20 protein-coding genes are annotated in these 18,082 nt (G+C 44.2%); 9 read left to right on the forward strand and 11 right to left on the reverse strand.

All coding sequences use genetic code 11. The features are described from left to right. Positions 1 to 58: 58 nt before the first annotated feature. Positions 59 to 3,454, reverse strand: coding sequence for an EAL domain-containing protein (locus tag FIV04_RS04685; RefSeq protein ID WP_152468384.1), 3,396 nt, complete (start codon positions 3,452 to 3,454; stop codon positions 59 to 61). A 302-nt stretch (positions 3,455 to 3,756) separates the two neighbouring features. Between FIV04_RS04685 and FIV04_RS04690 the strand changes: the two genes are divergently transcribed. The 3 genes from FIV04_RS04690 to FIV04_RS04700 all read left to right on the forward strand — a co-directional run bounded on the left by FIV04_RS04690 (position 3,757) and on the right by FIV04_RS04700 (position 5,724). Next, positions 3,757 to 4,584 (forward strand): AraC family transcriptional regulator, encoded by an 828-nt coding sequence (locus FIV04_RS04690; protein ID WP_032549563.1) that lies wholly within the window; start codon positions 3,757 to 3,759, stop codon positions 4,582 to 4,584. A 94-nt stretch (positions 4,585 to 4,678) separates the two neighbouring features. After that, positions 4,679 to 5,398, forward strand: coding sequence for an AzlC family ABC transporter permease (locus FIV04_RS04695; protein ID WP_152468385.1), 720 nt, complete (start codon positions 4,679 to 4,681; stop codon positions 5,396 to 5,398). Then, entirely contained in the window at positions 5,395 to 5,724 is a 330-nt protein-coding gene (locus FIV04_RS04700; protein WP_032549561.1) for an AzlD domain-containing protein, read from the forward strand. Before FIV04_RS04695 ends, FIV04_RS04700 begins: the two co-directional genes overlap by 4 nt. A gap of 44 nt (positions 5,725 to 5,768) precedes the next feature. Here FIV04_RS04700 and FIV04_RS04705 read toward each other — a convergent pair whose 3' ends face one another. Continuing rightward, positions 5,769 to 6,017, reverse strand: a complete 249-nt coding sequence (locus FIV04_RS04705; RefSeq protein WP_032549560.1) for a DUF3297 family protein — start codon at positions 6,015 to 6,017, stop codon at positions 5,769 to 5,771. A gap of 471 nt (positions 6,018 to 6,488) precedes the next feature. Between FIV04_RS04705 and FIV04_RS04715 the strand changes: the two genes are divergently transcribed. Both FIV04_RS04715 and FIV04_RS04720 read left to right on the forward strand, forming a co-directional pair. After that, on the forward strand, positions 6,489 to 6,824 hold the full coding sequence (locus FIV04_RS04715; protein ID WP_032549559.1) for a zinc ribbon domain-containing protein YjdM: 336 nt from the start codon (positions 6,489 to 6,491) through the stop codon (positions 6,822 to 6,824). Positions 6,825 to 6,971: 147 nt separating this feature from the next. Next, complete coding sequence (locus FIV04_RS04720) at positions 6,972 to 7,238, forward strand: DUF5062 family protein (RefSeq protein WP_032549558.1); 267 nt, start codon at positions 6,972 to 6,974, stop codon at positions 7,236 to 7,238. Between the two features lie 90 nt (positions 7,239 to 7,328). Here the strand turns inward: FIV04_RS04720 and FIV04_RS04725 are convergent, their stop codons facing one another. The 3 genes from FIV04_RS04725 to FIV04_RS04735 all read right to left on the reverse strand — a co-directional run bounded on the left by FIV04_RS04725 (position 7,329) and on the right by FIV04_RS04735 (position 9,773). Next, complete coding sequence (locus FIV04_RS04725) at positions 7,329 to 7,616, reverse strand: Bor family protein (RefSeq protein WP_032549556.1); 288 nt, start codon at positions 7,614 to 7,616, stop codon at positions 7,329 to 7,331. A gap of 96 nt (positions 7,617 to 7,712) precedes the next feature. Then, positions 7,713 to 9,035 carry an ATP-binding protein gene (locus FIV04_RS04730; protein WP_152468386.1) on the reverse strand — a complete coding sequence of 441 codons (1,323 nt, stop codon included), beginning with the start codon at positions 9,033 to 9,035 and terminating at the stop codon, positions 7,713 to 7,715. Positions 9,036 to 9,068: 33 nt separating this feature from the next. Next, complete coding sequence (locus FIV04_RS04735) at positions 9,069 to 9,773, reverse strand: response regulator transcription factor (protein ID WP_152468387.1); 705 nt, start codon at positions 9,771 to 9,773, stop codon at positions 9,069 to 9,071. Between the two features lie 220 nt (positions 9,774 to 9,993). Here FIV04_RS04735 and FIV04_RS04740 point away from each other — a divergent pair, with 220 nt between their 5' ends. Beyond that, positions 9,994 to 11,079 carry an alpha/beta hydrolase gene (locus FIV04_RS04740; protein ID WP_152468388.1) on the forward strand — a complete coding sequence of 362 codons (1,086 nt, stop codon included), beginning with the start codon at positions 9,994 to 9,996 and terminating at the stop codon, positions 11,077 to 11,079. A gap of 21 nt (positions 11,080 to 11,100) precedes the next feature. Here FIV04_RS04740 and FIV04_RS04745 read toward each other — a convergent pair whose 3' ends face one another. Further along, entirely contained in the window at positions 11,101 to 11,502 is a 402-nt protein-coding gene (locus FIV04_RS04745; RefSeq protein ID WP_152468389.1) for a thiol-disulfide oxidoreductase DCC family protein, read from the reverse strand. 202 nt (positions 11,503 to 11,704) lie between these two features. Here FIV04_RS04745 and FIV04_RS04750 point away from each other — a divergent pair, with 202 nt between their 5' ends. Next, positions 11,705 to 12,262 carry a DUF1439 domain-containing protein gene (locus tag FIV04_RS04750; RefSeq protein WP_152468390.1) on the forward strand — a complete coding sequence of 186 codons (558 nt, stop codon included), beginning with the start codon at positions 11,705 to 11,707 and terminating at the stop codon, positions 12,260 to 12,262. 37 nt (positions 12,263 to 12,299) lie between these two features. Here FIV04_RS04750 and FIV04_RS04755 read toward each other — a convergent pair whose 3' ends face one another. The 3 genes from FIV04_RS04755 to FIV04_RS04765 all read right to left on the reverse strand — a co-directional run bounded on the left by FIV04_RS04755 (position 12,300) and on the right by FIV04_RS04765 (position 15,156). Further along, positions 12,300 to 13,028 (reverse strand): esterase family protein, encoded by a 729-nt coding sequence (locus tag FIV04_RS04755; RefSeq protein WP_150871624.1) that lies wholly within the window; start codon positions 13,026 to 13,028, stop codon positions 12,300 to 12,302. Further along, a complete protein-coding gene (locus tag FIV04_RS04760) occupies positions 13,018 to 13,986 on the reverse strand; it encodes an acetylxylan esterase (RefSeq protein WP_032549549.1) in 969 nt (322 codons plus the stop codon). The genes FIV04_RS04755 and FIV04_RS04760 overlap by 11 nt, the downstream gene beginning before the upstream one ends. 267 nt (positions 13,987 to 14,253) lie before the next feature. Then, the gene (locus FIV04_RS04765; protein WP_172974222.1) at positions 14,254 to 15,156 is read right to left on the reverse strand and encodes a DMT family transporter; all 903 of its coding nucleotides are present in this window, start codon (positions 15,154 to 15,156) and stop codon (positions 14,254 to 14,256) included. A 210-nt stretch (positions 15,157 to 15,366) separates the two neighbouring features. Here FIV04_RS04765 and FIV04_RS04770 point away from each other — a divergent pair, with 210 nt between their 5' ends. Together FIV04_RS04770 and FIV04_RS04775 are read left to right on the forward strand one after the other, a co-directional pair. Beyond that, positions 15,367 to 15,747 (forward strand): VOC family protein, encoded by a 381-nt coding sequence (locus tag FIV04_RS04770; protein WP_152468391.1) that lies wholly within the window; start codon positions 15,367 to 15,369, stop codon positions 15,745 to 15,747. Between the two features lie 48 nt (positions 15,748 to 15,795). Beyond that, on the forward strand, positions 15,796 to 16,200 hold the full coding sequence (locus FIV04_RS04775; protein ID WP_152468392.1) for a globin: 405 nt from the start codon (positions 15,796 to 15,798) through the stop codon (positions 16,198 to 16,200). Positions 16,201 to 16,262: 62 nt separating this feature from the next. Here FIV04_RS04775 and FIV04_RS04780 read toward each other — a convergent pair whose 3' ends face one another. Together FIV04_RS04780 and FIV04_RS04785 are read right to left on the reverse strand one after the other, a co-directional pair. Next, the gene (locus FIV04_RS04780; RefSeq protein WP_152468393.1) at positions 16,263 to 16,829 is read right to left on the reverse strand and encodes an outer membrane protein; all 567 of its coding nucleotides are present in this window, start codon (positions 16,827 to 16,829) and stop codon (positions 16,263 to 16,265) included. 352 nt (positions 16,830 to 17,181) lie between these two features. Continuing rightward, the gene (locus FIV04_RS04785) at positions 17,182 to 17,955 is read right to left on the reverse strand and encodes a hypothetical protein (protein WP_152468394.1); all 774 of its coding nucleotides are present in this window, start codon (positions 17,953 to 17,955) and stop codon (positions 17,182 to 17,184) included. Positions 17,956 to 18,082: the final 127 nt, after the last annotated feature.

The following is an 18,082-nucleotide window of genomic DNA, read 5'->3' on the forward strand; positions in this document are numbered from 1 at the left end:
CACCTAACCTTGAACGTGAGGTGCACAATGTACTTGTTACGCTCAAAAGCTTGGCTCGCTAGAGAGTTTCAATCGTTCCCTTTTTCTCGATTTGTTGTTCAAGCACAGATTGCGCGTTTAATGCGGTCATAGGTTTATAGAAGTAATAACCTTGGATCTCGTGACACCCCAGTTGAGCGATGGTTTTGAACTGAGATAGGGTTTCAACACCTTCGGCAACAATGTTTAGATTGAGCTGATCGGCAATCAGCTTAGTGCCCTTGATGATTGCTTGGTTCTTTTTGTTATCAATTGCATCTGAAACAAAAGAGCGGTCGATCTTCACTGTATCAATGGGGTAGAGGTTGATACAGCTTAGGGATGAATAACCAGTACCGAAATCATCTAACGCGATACTTACACCATACTCTTTGAAGCCAGTTAGAACTTCCAATGCAACATCCTCGTTGTCGATCAGTGCGTTTTCGGTGATCTCTAGTTGAATGTTGCACGGGTTGATTTTGTGCTTCTCCATAATGTGGATGTATTTAGTTAAAACGGCATTGCTGCGCAGTTGAATGGCAGAGAGGTTTATGGAAAGTCGAACATCATTGAGCCCCTGAGTTTGCCAAGTATGGTATTGCGCACAAGCGTTCTCGAATACCCACTCATCAATTTGTCCAATTAATCCAAGCTCCTCTGCTAGTGGAATAAAATTATTAGGAGGGACAATACCCAACTCTTGGTTTTGGATTCTGACTAACACCTCAAAGCCGATGATTTTGCCACTTTGGACAGACACTTGAGGCTGATAGTGAAGCACGAAACTGTGTGTGGCGATCGCTTCCCGAAGAATCACTTCATGGGTATTTCTGCGTATACTTTTCTGTTCAATCTGTTTGTTATAGAAAGCGTAGCCATTCCTTCCTTGTGACTTGGCTTGATACATCGCGCTGTCACCTCGCTTTAGGAGCGTTTCAGCATCGAGCCCATCATTTGGAAAGATGCTGATCCCCAAACTCAGCGTGACGAAAATAGGCTTATCACACACGATAATTTCGGTTTTAAAGCTCTCAAATATTCTCTGTGCAATGTCGATGACTTCCTGATCGGTATGAATATCAGGCAGGATAATGACGAACTCATCACCGCCCAATCTTGCTAATACATCCCTAGAGCGCAGTGACTGATTGAGACGCTCAGATAGCTTAATTAGAAGTTGGTCGCCTGCCGCATGTCCCATTGAGTCGTTGATGTACTTGAAGTGATCCAAGTCGATGAACATGATGGCGAATTTCTTGTTATCCCGAGAAGAGAAGCGAATCGTTTCATCCAGCTTGTCTTGAAATAACGTTCTATTAGGTAGCCCTGTTAAAACATCTGAGTAGGCGAGGTTTTTAATTTTCTCTTCCTGTAGACGTTTTTCAGTAATGTCTTCAAACACGCCACGATAACCGCTGAAAGCTCCGTTCTTGGTGATGGGTTTTGCGGATACCAGTAAACAGACGATGCGCCCGTCCTGATGTTTGAACCAACATTCAACGTCGACTAGGTTTTGTTCCCCCTGCATTGCGTTCAGGTAGCTATTGCTTTCTTGAATATTGAACTGGTTAATCCATTTTCCAATAAGGTCACTTGGTTGATAGCCGATGATCTCGCTTGAAGAGTGCGAGCAATAGGTGAAGCGATGGTCGACGTTGGTTTCCCAAAGCCAATTTGAAGTGCTGTGGGCTATATCGCTGAATCTTTCTTCCGCTTTCTTTAGATCCTGAATCAGCATTTCATTTTTCAGTGCGGAACTGATGATGGCACGCAAGTTTTCAAATGCTGTGCCTTTTCGACTACTGAGGTTGACGGTCATAAAGCCAATCGGTTTGTTGGCAAACGACAGCGGGAACACCATCAAAGAGTAGCGTTGCTTGTAAGCCTCGACATTATTGGGAATCAGATGGTTAGCATTAAACACCTTTTTATCTGATGGAACAGGCTGATTGTTACGAACCGAAATGATATTGGTTGCGGTGAGTGTCTCGGCATGGATATCGTTGAAAATAGATATGTACATTTCCGAAAGCTTTAAGATGTCGATGGCGTACTTTTTGATAGTCCCAAGGTCGAAAGAAGCGTTGAGATTATTGACGATAGCCCGAAAATAGTTGAGATAGTATTCAGTTTCAAAGCTCTGAAATTTAATCGCTGTCTGTTCTATCCTGTTTTTGAGTGTCGTCAGATCCGCTATGAATTTGGTTAACTTTGCGGGTTGGGTGCTCAGCTCAAGATACCGTAATGCATTGATTTGAAATTTCGACGCAACTTCTAGCCAAAACAGAACATCATCAGACTCCAATGACTCGTCCAAAGTTTGTTTTAGAAGCTTCAACACATCTCTGTAGTCGTTGTTTTCTAAAGCCCAATGAAAAGTATCGAGAACGCACTGAACCTGCTCGCTGCTGATTGCGCCCTTATGTTGTGCGATCACGTGAACAATGTGTTCATGGGTATCATCGAAGATAGCTTGTTTGTCGGTATTCAGAAGTCCTCTATTGTGTACTTGGTTGTGGTTAAATTCTTGCGTGTTACAGCCGCATGACTCACGAATAACCACCGATGTTGGGATCTTAACTTCATCAACGGGAGGCTCTCCTTCGATCTGTGCAATCACTTCTATGGCTGCGGCTCTACCTAGCTCAAACAAAGGCTCTCTGATGCTGGTTAACGGTGGCTCAGAAAATGCGCCTTCTAATGTGTCCATTGAACCAACAACCGCTAAGTCTTGAGGCACCCTAATTCCTAACTCTTGGCAAGCTTCAACCACTCCTAATGCTTGGTTATCGTTGATAGTAATTACGGCATCGATAGGTTTATTTTTGTCAGACAAGAAGCATTCAAGTTCCTGCTTGGCAGATCGCTTTTTTAAGTCAGAATAGAGCACAAGATCAGGATCGAAAGGGATGTCGTATTTTTCTAGTTGGGCTCTGTAGATGTGCATCCTCTGCTCAGAAGAAGCGTGATGCTCAGGGCCGCGGATCAAGAGGATATTGCGATAATGATGGACGTTGACAAAATGATCAAAAAGATCTGAAAAGCCGGTTTCGTAATCGGTTGAGATACTGGTGTAGGGGCTGATTTTACTGCCGATATTGACGATAGGCACATTAGAGAATTGCCCGATGAAATCTGCACTTTCTCTTTCATTAACAAAGCGCATATGAGAGCTGAATGGGCTGATGACGCCGGAAATTAGCCCCATATCGACGAGATCAAATACCTTATCCCGCGTCAGCGTTAAATGGTCTGTCGATTTAATGACTCCGCCACAAAAGCCGATGATGTTGTAATTACGCTGCTCTGCTACGTGGGCGGCACCTCGCATGATGCCTTCGTGGTAGTGGGAGGTCATAGAGCCCACTAAAACCGCTATCGTAGGACGCCCATTTTGTAAGCCCACCATCGATTTTTGTAGAGAGTCACTCATAATACTAACTGCCTTGTTATCCTTTTATTTGTATTATTTATCTGCGTGAGGAAAAGGCAAATTCTCAACTCTGGGAGCGTGATCTCGTTAGCTATCCATACACAGTTCGAATAGATAGTTATGAAGTGAGTCATGTTTTGCTTATGGCAGCTTTTGACGGTGTTTTGATTTCTTTTTAAGTCGCATGAAGAGTAAAACGATGAATATTTGAAACGTAAAACCGCAATTTTGTACAAAAGCTTCTTTAACTTATAGAGTAGAGTGATGGATTGAGAGGATGTCGATACCTGAGGAATGGCGAGATGAAGAAAGCGAAAAAGGAAAAGGCGGATTACAAGATCACAGAAGAACTTGGTGGCCTTGAGATCCTGAACGCAGAATATGAAAAGCAGAATTTCTCTCGCCATAGTCATGAAGGGTATACGCTCGGAGTGATTGAACAGGGCGCACAACGTTTTTATCGCACGGGTGGTCATCACGTTGCACCTCAAGACGCGATTATCTTGGTCAATGCCGATGAAGTGCATAGCGGGCATTCGGCCACAGAAGGCGGCTGGGCGTATCGCGCAATGTACCCACTGCCAGAGCAGCTTGCGAAAATAACTCAAGAGCTTAATTTGCCAAACTACGGCGCGCCATACTTTCCACGTGCGGTGGTTGAAGACCCTGAACTCGCTAACCAATTGCGTTTGGTCTTCAATACCATTGATGAGTCGGACAATCGCTTACTGCGTGAGACTTTGATGTACGGCATGTTAGTTAAGCTTATCAGTCGTCATGGTAAAAGCCCGCTCAAACCTCAACTCGACAGCAAAACGCAGCGACAACTGGTGTTGGTTAAAGAGTTTCTCGATGATTTTCCACAGGCCGATGTCTCTTTGGAAGAGCTTTCAAAGCTGGCGGCTCTGAGTCCGTATCATTTGGTTCGTTCATTCCAAAAAGAGTTTGGCTTACCGCCTCATGCTTATCAAATCCAGTCTCGATTGCGCCTCGCGAGAACTTTGCTCAAACGTGGTCACTCTATATCGGATACGGCGCAAGAGTGCGGTTTTCACGACCAGAGCCATTTTCATCGACACTTTAAAAAGGCCAATGGCTACACGCCGGGCCAGTACATCAAGATGTTATAACGCTTAATATTGAGCAAGTTTGTACAATCGCGAATAACATAGGCTGACTAAATTGTTCCCTAAGGTTTAACAGATTTAAAATGGAAGTATCAATATGACGAGAAAATCTCAGCTTTGGAAAGGGGCGCTAGCCGGGATGCCACTGAGTATTGCGGTGATTCCATGGGGAATATTGGCGGGCTCGTATGCTATAGATGCGGGGCTTGACCCTCTTCAAGCACAGGCGATGTCAGCGATTTTGTTTGCAGGCTCAGCGCAGCTGGTTGCGGCGGGTATGTTTAAGGCTGGAATTGGCTTAGGCACCATGTTACTAACCACGCTGTTCATTACGTCACGTCACTTTTTATACAGCGTCTCTATGCGCGATAAAATCAGTGATTTACCGACACGATGGCGTTTACTGTTGGGCTTCTGGCTGACGGATGAATTGTTCGCGATCTGTAGTGGTCAATCCAAGCAAGAGTTCAATCGTTGGTATGCGGCAGGCGTTGGAGGTGTGTTCTATCTCTTCTGGAATCTGGCGAGCTTTGTCGGCATTGTCGCAGGTAGCCAAATTCCATCTCTGAATGAAATTGGTTTGGATTTCGCCGTTGCAGCGACCTTCATTGCGCTAGTATTCCCGCTGATTAATACCATGCCGGTTATTGTATGCGTGTTGGTGTCATTGCTGGTGTCTGTGGTGTTGACGGTTCACCAAGTCGAAGGGGCGTTAATGGTGGCTTCAATTGCGGGTATGCTCTCCGGCTTCCTTTGTGAAAGCTATAAAGATGGCAATGTTTCAAGTCATTCGATCACAGAAGGAGAGTCATCATGATCTGGTTAACCATATTGCTGATGACAGCGATTGTATTTGTGAGTCGTTATTTGTTTCTGGAGCCTGCAGTGCCACTTCGTTTGAACGCCTCAGCTCGGAGGTTACTTCGCTACTCTGGCCCAGCGGTATTAACGGCGATTTGGGGACCCATCGTATTTGCTCCAGAAAAAGAGTTATGGGTGAGTGCAGAAAACCCTTACTTAATCGCGGCGCTAGTGACTTTTTTGTTGATCTGGAAAACAGGCAATGTGTTAGTCACCATCCTGCTCAGCATGGGAGTGTTTCTTTTGTATAACTTGGTGCTAGTCGATTATCTTTTCCACTAATAAAAACAGGGCTCATTTGAGCCCTGTTTTTTTGTGTTCTCAGCTTACTTGTAGAAAGCTTCAACTGTGCCTTTCAATGTGATTAGCATTGGGCGACCGAAACGGTCTAGCGCTTTAGGTGAAGGGATTTTTACCCAACCTTCGCTGATGCAGTACTCTTCAACGTCAGTGCGCTCTTTACCGTTTAGACGAATGCCGATGTGGTGTTCGAAACACTCAGCTACGTGATGTGGACTGCGTGGGTTACCTGCTAGACGATCTGGTAGAGCTGGCTTTGCTGTGTTATCTGTCATGATGCTTACTTACAGTAAATAAAAAGTGCGTCATTGTAGACAAAATAAGACCTGAGCATCAAGAAAAGTTGTCATTATTCTAGGGGTATTTGTCAGGTTGGATCAAACCATGAACAAGCCCGTCGGGTTATTAGGGCGTGTTGATCTTTCGAGCTGGTTTTTGCAGCGAGTTGCTGGGTATTTATACAAGGCAGAGGCTTTGATGTGTAGCTAGCCTACATGAGAAGCCAATAACGCAGTAGAAATGACCAGCAAACGCTGCCCAAAGGGTTCGGCTAAAAGCGTTTTACTCTTTGTTGAGGGAGATTTGCTTAGAATGACTAGGCTACTTCTCCCTCGCCGCGATTAAAACGCTTTTATCTCGAACAAAATTTAACCACGAAAGGTCAACACGCTCTAAGCAATTCCACTCGCTATGTATAGACAGAGCGTTTACCATGTAGCATAAATTTGTATTTGGAAGTAATTACTATGTCTTTTCCTCCTTGCCCGAGCTGCAGCTCTGAATATGTTTATCAAGACCAAAGCCACCTTGTTTGTCCTGAATGCGCTTATGAGTGGAACCCTGAAGAAGTCGCGAAAGAGAACGAACTCAACATCAAAGATGCGAATGGGAGCTTATTGGCGGAAGGGGATAAGATTACTTTGGCTAAAGACCTAAAAGTAAAAGGCAGTTCTCTTGTGTTAAAGATTGGCACCAAAGGGGTGATCAAACGAATGAACGACGGCAAAGATCACCAATTAGACTGCAAGCTTGATGGCGCTGGTGAAATGATGGTGACTGCCAAGTATGTGAAAAAGGCGTAGCACGCCGCTTTGGTGAGTAGGGTGAGACTGTGTATTGCTCCTCAAAACCAAGATTTGTTTTGTTAGAAACTGCTAAGTATGCAAAAAGTCGACGTTAATAAATGATATATACTGAAGTCACTGCTTTGTAACCACGAAGGTGACGAAATGTCGAAAACCACTAAGCTACAAAACGAAGACAAACTGTTTAAAAAGGCGATGGAAGTCGGAACTAAGCTAGCCGAAATGCAAGGCTTTAAGCTCAATGACCCGAGTATGTCACAGTCGGTAAAAGCAAAGGCTATCTATCTATTTTTAGTCGATGCAAAGCAAATTACGCCTCTCCCTGCTGACAAGCAAGAAGGTAAGGACATTAAAAAGCGCCTTGCCGTTTGGATTCACAGTGCCTTGCCAGAGGGTGACCCTCTTAAATAATCAAACGAATATAAAAATCCCCAATCAGTCTAGCCTCTGATTGGGGATTTTTTGCATGTCAAAAGTCTTGGAGTTGTTTTTTAGATTTGATTACGCTTTGCAGTAAACACGCGCGTCACGTGGTGTGTAGATGCCAAATGTCACTGTACGTAGTAGGCCGTTAACAAACGTCTCTTGAACTTCTACTTTTGCTACTTTATCTGCACCGCCACAAACTTTCGCAGCATCGATCTCTTTCTCTTGAGCCAGACCGTTAATAAAGAAGTGTTGTGGTGCTTCTGTTGTTACTTCTGCTTCGTCCGGTGCCATAACAAATGTTTGTTGAGCACAGCCCGTTGCTACCATAGATAGTGCCGCGATAAGAATTAGCTTTTTCATAGTGTTCTCCATTGAGTAATCATGTTTCGGTTAACCAACACTCAGCGGTGTTGGCTAACGGTTGATGGAGTCAATTATTCCAAAGTTCTTATTTTGTTACTGTATAGGTTTGTCAGGCTCAGAATTACATTTCGGTAAGCATAACGTAAACAGTGCGCCGTTGAGCTTTGTACTGCGTTTCACGCTTGCGTACCCACCGTGTTGTTGGCAGATCTTCTCAACAATTGAGAGACCAAGGCCATGGCCACTCTTACCTTTATTACGAGCTTTATTGCCCACATAGAAGGGCTCAAACAGGTGAGCGATGTGTTCTTCATCGACACCCGGTCCGTCATCGTGGATCTCAATACACAGGTACTTCTCTTTTTCGACAAGATGAATGTCGATTTGTGATTCGGCAAACTTAAATGCATTGCGAACGACATTATCGAGAGCACGTTTGAGCTGATGTTTGTCAGCGTCCAATTGATAGTCAGTATTGAGGTGAGACGTCATCGCTAGCGTTAGCTTGGTCTCTTTTTGCCATCGTGGTATCAATTTATCGACGTAAGTTGAAAGCTCAAAACGGCTCTTTTCTAAATCCAATTTTTGGTTATCAAGTTTGGCAAAATAGAGCAGTTCATCCACCATGCCTTCCATCTCTTCGGTGTCTTCTACAATGCTATCGATGGTGGCTCTCTGGTCTTGGTCGAGCGGTGTGTCTTTCAGCAGTTCAGCTTGCCATTGAATGCGGAAAACTGGCGTTCTGAGTTCATGGGCAACAGCGTTAGTCAGTGCACGATTGCTGTCGATAAGGTGCTGAATTTTGTCTGCCATGAGGTTAAAAGAGCGATTTAGCGTACCAATTGCGCTGCCGCTACGGGTTTCCGCTCTTATCGAAAAATCGCCAGAAGCGAAGCCTAGAGTTGCGCGCTCTAGCTTCTTCACTCTACGGTGAATGACGAACAGGTGCCCTGACGCGTAAATGACAAAGCTGAGAGAGAAGAATAACCAGAGCAAATCATCTTCGAGCTGTATCTTTTGTCGCACAAAGGCTTCTTCATCAGGCGCATAGCGATAAATGGCATCTGATCCAGGGAAGTGAAACCAGAGATCCCTATCGTCATCAAATAACACCGGCATATCTGATTGAGCTTTAAAAAACTCGACAACCTCAGAAGGTGCGCCTTGGCCAAGGGGGAACGTGGTCACGATATGTCGAGTCATGTCGGCAAACTGAGCAATAGCTTCTTCAGCGGCCTCAACGCCCTGATTAGTCGCGATATTACTGATGAGCTGTTGGTGGGCCAACGCCTCGTAATCGTACAACACGAACTCGTAGTCGGTTGTCCACTGATAGACGGTGACCTCATAAGCGAAGATGCTCGCCATAAAGCAAGCAAACAGGCCGATGAGTGATTCTAGGTATATGCGTTTCATTATTCTCTTCGCTACTGGGTGAATTAACGCAAATTAGCCCCAAGCTGTGGAGACAAACAAGTAGCCTTTTCCTCGCAGTGTCTGGATCTTTTCAGCAGGGGAGTGGTCATCACCAAGCATTTTTCTCAGACGTACGATTTTGTTGTCTACTGTTCTGTCGAATCCATCGTATTCAATGCCACGTAATTCTTGAGTTAGGGTGTCTCTGGAGAGCGCAGTATCCGGCTGGCTAGCAAGTATCCAAAGTAGGTCGAACTCACTGTCTGTTAGCTGGACAATCTTGCTGTCTAATTCACATCGTTTGTATTTGTTTTTTAGTACTAACTGGCCAAAAGTGATTTGATCTTTGTCTTCATCGACAGCGTCAACGGGCTCTGCACGTCGCAATAAGCTTCTAACACGAGCAAGAAGAACGCGTGGTTTAATGGGTTTCGTCACGTAATCATCAGCCCCGGTTTCTAGTCCGGCGACATGGTCAAAGTCATCATCACTTGCTGTTAGCATCAAAATCTTACCGAGGAATTTTGTACGCGTCTGTCGGCAAATTGTCAGGCCATCTGCGACAGGCAGCATCAGATCAAGCAGAACAATATCGGGCTGGTGGTCTAGCATGTGGTCAATGGCTTCACTGCCATCATCTAATGTCGTCACATCAAAACCTTGGGTAACAAAGTAACTCTTTAATAGCTGTTGAAGTTTCAAGTCGTCTTCAACGATGAGCATGGAATGTTGTGTCATAAATTTTCGGCCGTTTGGTATGAAAGACTTAGATTAAGAACGCAGGGCACAGCGTAAATCATGAATGCCAAGTTTATAGTTTGTTCTTGTTCGAGTGCTTTATTATAAAACATGGAAATGTATTGTAATGATGCAGTACGACATTTCCATACATCATTCAGACAGCTAATGACAAAAACGTTCCATAGAATTCTCTCCATACCAACATTGGAGAGAAATTATGAAGCAACATCGAAACCTATTATTAGCCGTACCGCTGATTGTGCTAGCTGGATGCAACTCGAGTTCGAGCGGTACTCATAAAGCTAAGGTCGCGAAACCTGCGGCAGATTATAAGTTTACTGAAAGTGCTCTGGACGAAATCATCGAAGATCGAGAAGACTACTTTGAAGGTATGCGCTTAACTTATGACGGCAAGTCATATGAACAAGTTCAGTATGCAGAGGGTTTTGGTGACATCTTACTGATTACAAGATTGGCCGATGTTCATGGTCAAACCATTGATGTTGCGGTCTACAATGATAGACGAAACTGCCATATCTACTCGCCAACAACAAAGCTTAAAACTTTTGATTGCAGAGCTAATAAGCGAACGGTGGGTAAAGATAAAACGTTGATTCAATCTGAAATTGATGACTCACGAGAGTCAGTAATGATCGAATTCTACAATGAGGCTTTCGAAGCATTAGGCAGTATGGGGTCTACCATCTTAACTGCCTCTGAAGTCGACGGTAAGGTGAATATTGTTACTTCATTCGCATTTGACGATATCTATCGAGAAATTAAGCCGGTGAATGATCCTCGAAATAGATCAACATTAGGTGTGACGACGTTTCTACAATTGAAAGACATCGTGGAAAAGCATGTTGGTCAAGAAATGACGATGAAGTTTAATAGTCATATTGGTGGTAGTGGTGATGATGATATCAACATGTACACAGGTTTGCTGATTCATAAAACCAAGATGCACACGGTAGTCACACCCAACGGATCGGTTTTCTCTGGCGGTACAGACCTTTTCGCAGCTGGCCAAACTCGTACTCTCCAGCGCGCGAAGAAGATTGATAACTTCGAAACACTGAAGCAAATTGGTGTTCATAGTTGGGGGACTGAAGGTAAAACAGCAAAAGATTTCCCATACACGGATGAAAGTCACCGCAAACAAGCGACTTACTTCAATACCGTAATGGGTGAAAAGGGTATCGACTTCTATCTGTTCACGTTAGATTCCGCTCCATTCAATGGAGAACACTGGGTGACCAAAGTGGATTCAGATAAGTATCAATTTATCACGCATATTGAGTAGATAAATCTCCACGCAGTGACGTCATTTGGCGTCACTGTCAATTTTACACCTGTTGTTATCACAACGCGCGACGCCAGTTAGCCAGTAAGATATTTTGTAGCGGTTGTTAGCGAAGCGCAGATAACACCAGTCTGCCAATGGCTTCACGAATGGCCAGCGCAATGGCGCGTATAACCAACCTTTCCCCACCAAATCCCAAGCCTTATGGGTAACGTCTAACCCCAGTATCAACTCACCCTTGTCATTCAATGCATGCAAAACCGTGTTGGCCGCGCTGGCGTCAATGTTTGGGTAATGAGCAAATTCATCGCTGTAGATGTCGACCGTCTTTATTCGACCACGGGTATCTTGTTGCGTCAGTGCATTCATCTCCTTTGAGCACAAAGGGCAGGTTCCATCATAAAATATCGTCAGTTGAGGCATTGCTTTTCCACTGGTTGCTTTGTTTTTTCCGTTATAGACATACGCAAGGTGACTCCCGTTTGATCATCATAATCGGTTGTTTTTCAGTTAGATTAGACGCCGCTCTATGAAAAACTATACTTGATCAAAGTGAGCCTAACATTGCTGTTTTGCATCTTCTAGGTAAACTCACGTCCCCAGTCATCATCTAGAGTGGATACTCATGATAAAAAGAGTCTCACAATTTTCCTTTCTCGCCGTTGCCTTTTCGGTTCTAGCAGGCTGCGCTAGCTATAGTATTTCAGAGCAAGATATGACCGAGTACTTGCAAGAGTCAGTCGAAATCAACCAGTCTGTTGGTGTTGAGAATATGATGTATGCGCAAGTCGCGGTCGAAGAGTTACAAGTTAAGATTGGACGGGCAGACGCTGATCGCGTGTCAGTTTATGCAAACACGAATGCTCAAGTGCAAGTATTCAATATGCCTAATATTGGACTAGATCTCGATATTGAGTTCAGTGCGATTCCTGAATATGACAAAGAGAGCGGCGAAGTGTATTTGAAATCGTTGCGCTTAGAGAACTTCAATGAAAGTGGTAAACAGTTGCCTGATAACATATCTAATCTACTACAACCCGCAGTGTCTATGATTGGGTTGGCGTTGTCACAAGAACCTGTTTACAAGCTTGATGGAGCAAAGGTTCAAGAAGCACTGTTAAAGTCGGCTGAACCGAACTTAGTGATCAAGAACAATAAGCTTGTTATAGAGCTGTTTGACTGAGCCTACCTAGCCCCAAATTGATTCCGCGATTAGGAAATCATAGATAGAGCGGGATCATTTGACGCCAATAACGCCCTCGATGCGCGCGCCCGTCCCACTCATACATTCGATGCTTAATTCCTTTTTGGTTCAGGATACGGCTGAGCTGGTGGTTGTTCTGCAGAAATGGATCTTCCTTGCCTATCGCAAAAACAATATCGCTATTTTTGATTTGAGTGAGTTGGTCTGAAGGCGGTAAACCTGGCAGAAAATGGGTTGGGGTGTGGTAATAAATTTCGTCGTTGTACAAGCCATCAAACAGGTCTTTAAATGACTCAGTACTCCAAGTGAGGTCGTAGCGACCAGAAAAGGCGACCAATTTCTGGAACAGGTGAGGGTGTCTAAAAAATAGAGTTGCAGCGTGGTAAGCACCCAGAGAGCAGCCGTGCGAAATAGTACAAGGGTGGCTGTTTTTACTCGCCATCAATGGTAGCACTTCTCTGAGAATATACTCTTCATACTGACAATGGCGGTGCATTCGGCCAAAAGGGTGCGCCCAAAAACAGTACATACTTTCGGTATCGACACTATCCACGCAGTAGAGTTGCAGTTGCCCCGCATTGATTTTGTCGGCAATTGAGTCGACCAACCCAAGGTTCTCATATTCGTAGAAGCGACCAGTACGAGTTGGAAAGACCAGAACCTTAGCACCTGCATGACCGAATATCAGTAGCTCCATATTGCGATTGAGGTTGGGGCTCCACCATTTGTGATACTCACGTTTCATCACAATCCCCCAAGGTTTTAAAGAATGACTCAACACTCTTCCGCAGCTCACGACGCTGTTTGCCTTCACCTCGGTAAATAAAGTGTCCTGCCTCTAATACAAACAACTCTTTTTGACCTTTACAGGCGTTGTAGGCACTGAATTGCCCGGGAGGTGCAACATAAGGGTCGAACAGTGCTAGCCCCCAATGAGAAGGTTGAGAGATAAACTTGGCGGCGCATGAGGTATCAAAATAGGGGAGGTTACGAGCAAGCAGGGCTTGATTACCAAAATCGATAAGGGCTTGTGTACTGCCAATGGTCGGCATAGTTAAGCGTAGCGATACATTACCAAAAGTAGGTACATGAAAATGACAACGTTTGATGCGCTTATCAAAGGCCGTAGCAAAAATAGCAAGACCACCACCCAAGCTATTCCCAATCATGCCAATTTTGTATTTGAGGTTGGGGTATAGAGTGAGCACCGCGGAAATCCCACACCACAAATCTTGAACGCATCCGCCTAAGATGTAGTGTTCTCTGTCTTGCACGTTGTGCAGTACATGCCAGTATGGATCGTCTGAGATTGGGTGATGATGGCTGCGACTGATACCACGCACACATGGGACTAATATCGCTGTGTGTTTTAGCTTCCAAGTTGTATCTGGTTCATCAAGTCCGCCGTAGCCGTGAGCCCATACCACCGCGCAGTGAATCTCTTCTTTCTCGGGTAGTAACAGCCAACCACCTACACGTACGCCATCGGTCGAGTTGTAGTAACAATCGAATACACGCCAGTGATTCACAATACGTCCAGTGTCTTGCAAGCTAACATAGGGCGTTACCTGCAGTGCTCGCTCATATTTCTGTTGCCAAAAGTAGGCGAAGTCTGCTGGCGTAATGCTTGCTTCAACTTGTAAGAGTTGGTCTAGATCGTATCCGTAGGTCGGATCGAAGTCGTAATTGTGTTTAAAAGTCACTGGCGTCTCGCTACTGGTTTTAGCGTGGAAAGAAAAACATTAACGATTTCATGTTACATGTTTATTGCGAACACCGTGTTTGAGCCAATCCACAAACTTGTTTGAACATTGGTCAACTTGATGACACTGAAACGACGGTGCTTTGTTATTTATAGACCGACAAATAGCACTCTATCCAGTTGAAATATAATAAAATTAAGAAGGAATGATAAAGAAAAAGCCGCCACTAGGGCGACTTCGTACATGAAGGGGATAATATCTAACTGCTTATGCGCTCCTTTTAAACGGTTTGAGCAGTTGTTTTCCAAATACATTGATAAGTGCGCCCGTCACAATCAAGCCACCACCTAGGTAAGTCCAAATCGATGGTATTTCATTAAATAGCCATACACCAAGAAGCGCAGAAAAGACAATCTGTACGTAAGAGTAAGCTGAGGCTTTACCAGCGGCTTGGGTTTGCATTGCCTTGGTTAAGCCATATTGACCGATCTGAGTGAATACACCGACTAATACCAACATGATGGTGATGAATAAGCTTGGCCAAACAAAGTCATTCCAAATCAGGGCTATTGATATCGGTAATGCAACCATAGGGAAGTACAGAATGATCACTGAGCTGTCTTCAGTTTGGCTGAGCTTTCGTACAATTACGTAGGCAATCGAACTACCCAATGCGCCAATCAATGCCATCATGATGCTGAACAGAGGCAGTTCATTGGTCATGCTACTGTTCATATTGGGTTGAACCATCACAAATAGACCAGCCAGGCAGAAGGCAATACAGATCATGGTTGAGGTTTGAACACGCTCTTTCAGAAAAAGGACACCAAGTAGAGCTGTAAATACAGGGTGCACGTACTGAAGGATGGTCGCTTCTGCCAGCGGCAGTGTCGTCACCGCATAGTAAACACACATCAATGCCGCGGTTCCGACTGCTCCTCTAACGAATAACAACGGTTTGTTGTTACCCCAAACTGAGATTCCCTTACGCTTAACGTCAATATAGCTGATGATGAGAGACACCAAAGCCCTAGCGGCGACAATTTCAAAGACAGGAATGCCATAGTTGCTCACATACTTTACGCATGCCGACATTAGCGCGAAACCTAATGCGGATAGCAACATAAAACGAACCCCAACGGGGATGAACGAGAAAGAGAGTGAAGGCATAGGGTTGTCTTTGTGAGTTGAGTAAGAGCTGAATGTAAATCATACCTCAATTGCGAACACCGAACGTAAACGAATTGAAAATTATTCCACTTTACGCTTACAAAACCATTGGACTGTTTGGGGATGATGAGTGTTCACAAATCACTCTGGACAAGCTCTCGGTAACCTCTTATTTTGGTAGCAATCCCATAACGAAGGAATGCTTAGTTTATGTTTAGTCATGTATTTTTAGGTGTAGAAAGTATCGCGCGAGCAAAGTCATTTTATGACGCAACCTTAGCGGCATTAGGCCAAAGCGAAGGTGTAGTGGATCCTAAAGGTCGCTGTATTTACCTATCTGAAAATGGCGTTCTGGGTTTAACCCAGCCAATTAATGGTGATCCTGCCAGTGTCGGCAATGGGATGACGGTAGGGTTTGTTGCGAAATCTCCAGAAGAAGTGGATGAGTGGCATCGCATCGGTTTGGAAAACGGCGGTACCAGTATTGAAGACGCTCCGGGCGTGAGGGATTCAGGTGTGCGTCGACTTTATATGGCATATTTGCGTGACCCCGATGGTAATAAAGTCTGTGCGACCCATTTTATGTCATAGTTGCATATACTAAAATTAGAGTCAGAGGATTGCATTGAGGAGAGTGACATGGAACATAGTGAACGGTTTTATGAGAGCTTTGAACGCTGTCGAATCGATCAAGAGTTTTTGGAAGCTTTCCTCAGTGATTTTTGTGAACATAACCCACGGTTTTCGGAGCGATTCGCCAATGTTGGCTTAGAGCAACAAACCAAGATGCTTAAGGCGTCGATTATCTTGATCTATAACTCTTCTGGTTTACCAAGTGTAAGAAACTCGGTAAAGCGCTTGGGTAAGCAACATAAAGACTTAGGGATGAATATCTCAGAGCAAGAGCTTAATGAGTGGTTTCAATCGCTGCTAAATACGGTTAAAAAGTTCGACCCGCACTATGATGTGCAGGTCGAACAAGCTTGGACCGAAACACTCGATATTGGCCTTAAGCTTATGAAGCAAGAGTGTGTTGTTAAATAAGCTTTGAGTCAGTTAAGCCTCGGTTATCCAAGCCTATATGTGTTTTATCCGTAGCGCTTCTTTTAAAAAGTAAAACCGGCCTGGATACCAAAGGTTGAATCTCTGTTGTGCCAGTCGTTACTGCTGCTGAATTCGTACCAATCATATCCTGCGCGAGCTAGGAATTGAGATTGACCAAAAATAGGCGTTAGGGACTTGTATTCAACGCCAATCCCGTAAGTGGCACCGAAGTTAACCGTTGAACCTTTGGTGCTTGTGCCGTCGCCGTATTTTGATTTTACTTCTGACTTTATATGGTAGGCCCCTAACTTACCGTAAATTGCGAAGTTATTGCTGACGTTATGTTTGTACATCGGCGTTACGGAAACCAGTAAGGAATCCAAATCTTCCTCGACGGTGATTGTTGGGTTATTGCCATATGCATACTTGTCATTGGCGTTGATTAGAAGCAGTGACGATTCGATGTACCAATTGCTTTGCATAATCTGACTACCAAGCGTGAACTCGCCACCAATGTCATTGTTGTCGATCGCGACACCACCTAATACATACATCTCATTTGATGCGAATGCCGAAGTGGCTGCCATTGCCATCAAAGAAGTTAGTGCTGCTACGTGTAGTTTTTTCATTTTTTCTTCCGAAGTGTGTGAATTTCTGGAGAGGATTCTAGCGGCACTTTTAAAATAAAAAACAGCGTTCAAAAAGATTAAGGACGTTTAAACAAGTATTAAATTTATCAATACCTAGACCTAATGCTTTTAGGTCTAAAACGATGTTTTTTTAGATTTGTTATTTGATGGCTATCTTTTGATTTTATTAGCTTTGTTGAAATTTTTACTGTCAATTCTTGTATAAAAAGCTCTAGAAACTAAACGTTCGCTAGAGCTCAATATCGTATGAATTGATCACCATTTTAATAAAGATTAAGCGTGCCAGATGAACCGCAAGCAGGCCTGTTCCAGTAGCAAGGGAAGATGAGGCTTAGAAATGAGCAGCCCAACCGACTAAGAAACCTTGTGATGCAGTGTCGTAGCTGAAGGTGCCCGGGTTGCTATAGTCGACCCAAGTGGATTTGTAGGCGATGTTTAAATCGGACCAGTCATTAATTTGATAGCGCGCCCCCAGCAGTAGACCCGATGTGAAGTCGGTATCGCTACCTAGACCGATATCAAGGCTCGCATGAGTTTGCCAGCTAGCATTGAGTTTTTGCGTCCAACGCACCCCAATCAGATAATCGATCCAATCCTCATCCAGTGACCGCGAGTTATTAATCAAACCTCCTCCACCGGTAGAGTAAAGCTTGGTATCAATGTCGTTGTCCCACCATCGAAAACCCACCATGTAGTCAATAGAACCAAAATCATAGTGATAGCGTTTAAAGCCCTTGGTTTCGAGTACGCCTTGCCTGATGTCTACTTCGCCTTTCAATAACCCAGAATTCCCAACGATTGAGTCGGCTTTACCGCTTAACTTCATGAAGCTGTAGTCGACATAGTAGCCCCATTGATTGTCGTAGATGCCCTCAAGCCTCAACATAGCACCCATGTCGAGATGATCCATGATGAACGAAGGATCAACATCGACATCAGTTGAGAGGTTTGCAATCGAGGTATCGCCTCGAATGTTAAGAGCCAGCGCATAGATCTCTACGCTGTGTTGCAACTGTTTTGTTGAATCAAGACCTTCGTTACTTTGAGCCTCAGTGACAAAGCCTGTGCAGATAAGGGGAGTAAGCAAGTAGTTCCATCGAGCCATACAAATATCCTTATAACGTTTCAATGTGCGAATGATTAGTTGAATAACTATGACAAGAAACTTACTTGTTGATTATGCAACTTGTTTAATTTTGATTGTAGGCTATGTTTTCTGAAACAGGTCAAAT

Origin of the sequence: Vibrio sp. THAF190c, assembly GCF_009363355.1 — a bacterium.
Classification (GTDB): domain Bacteria; phylum Pseudomonadota; class Gammaproteobacteria; order Enterobacterales; family Vibrionaceae; genus Vibrio; species Vibrio fortis_A.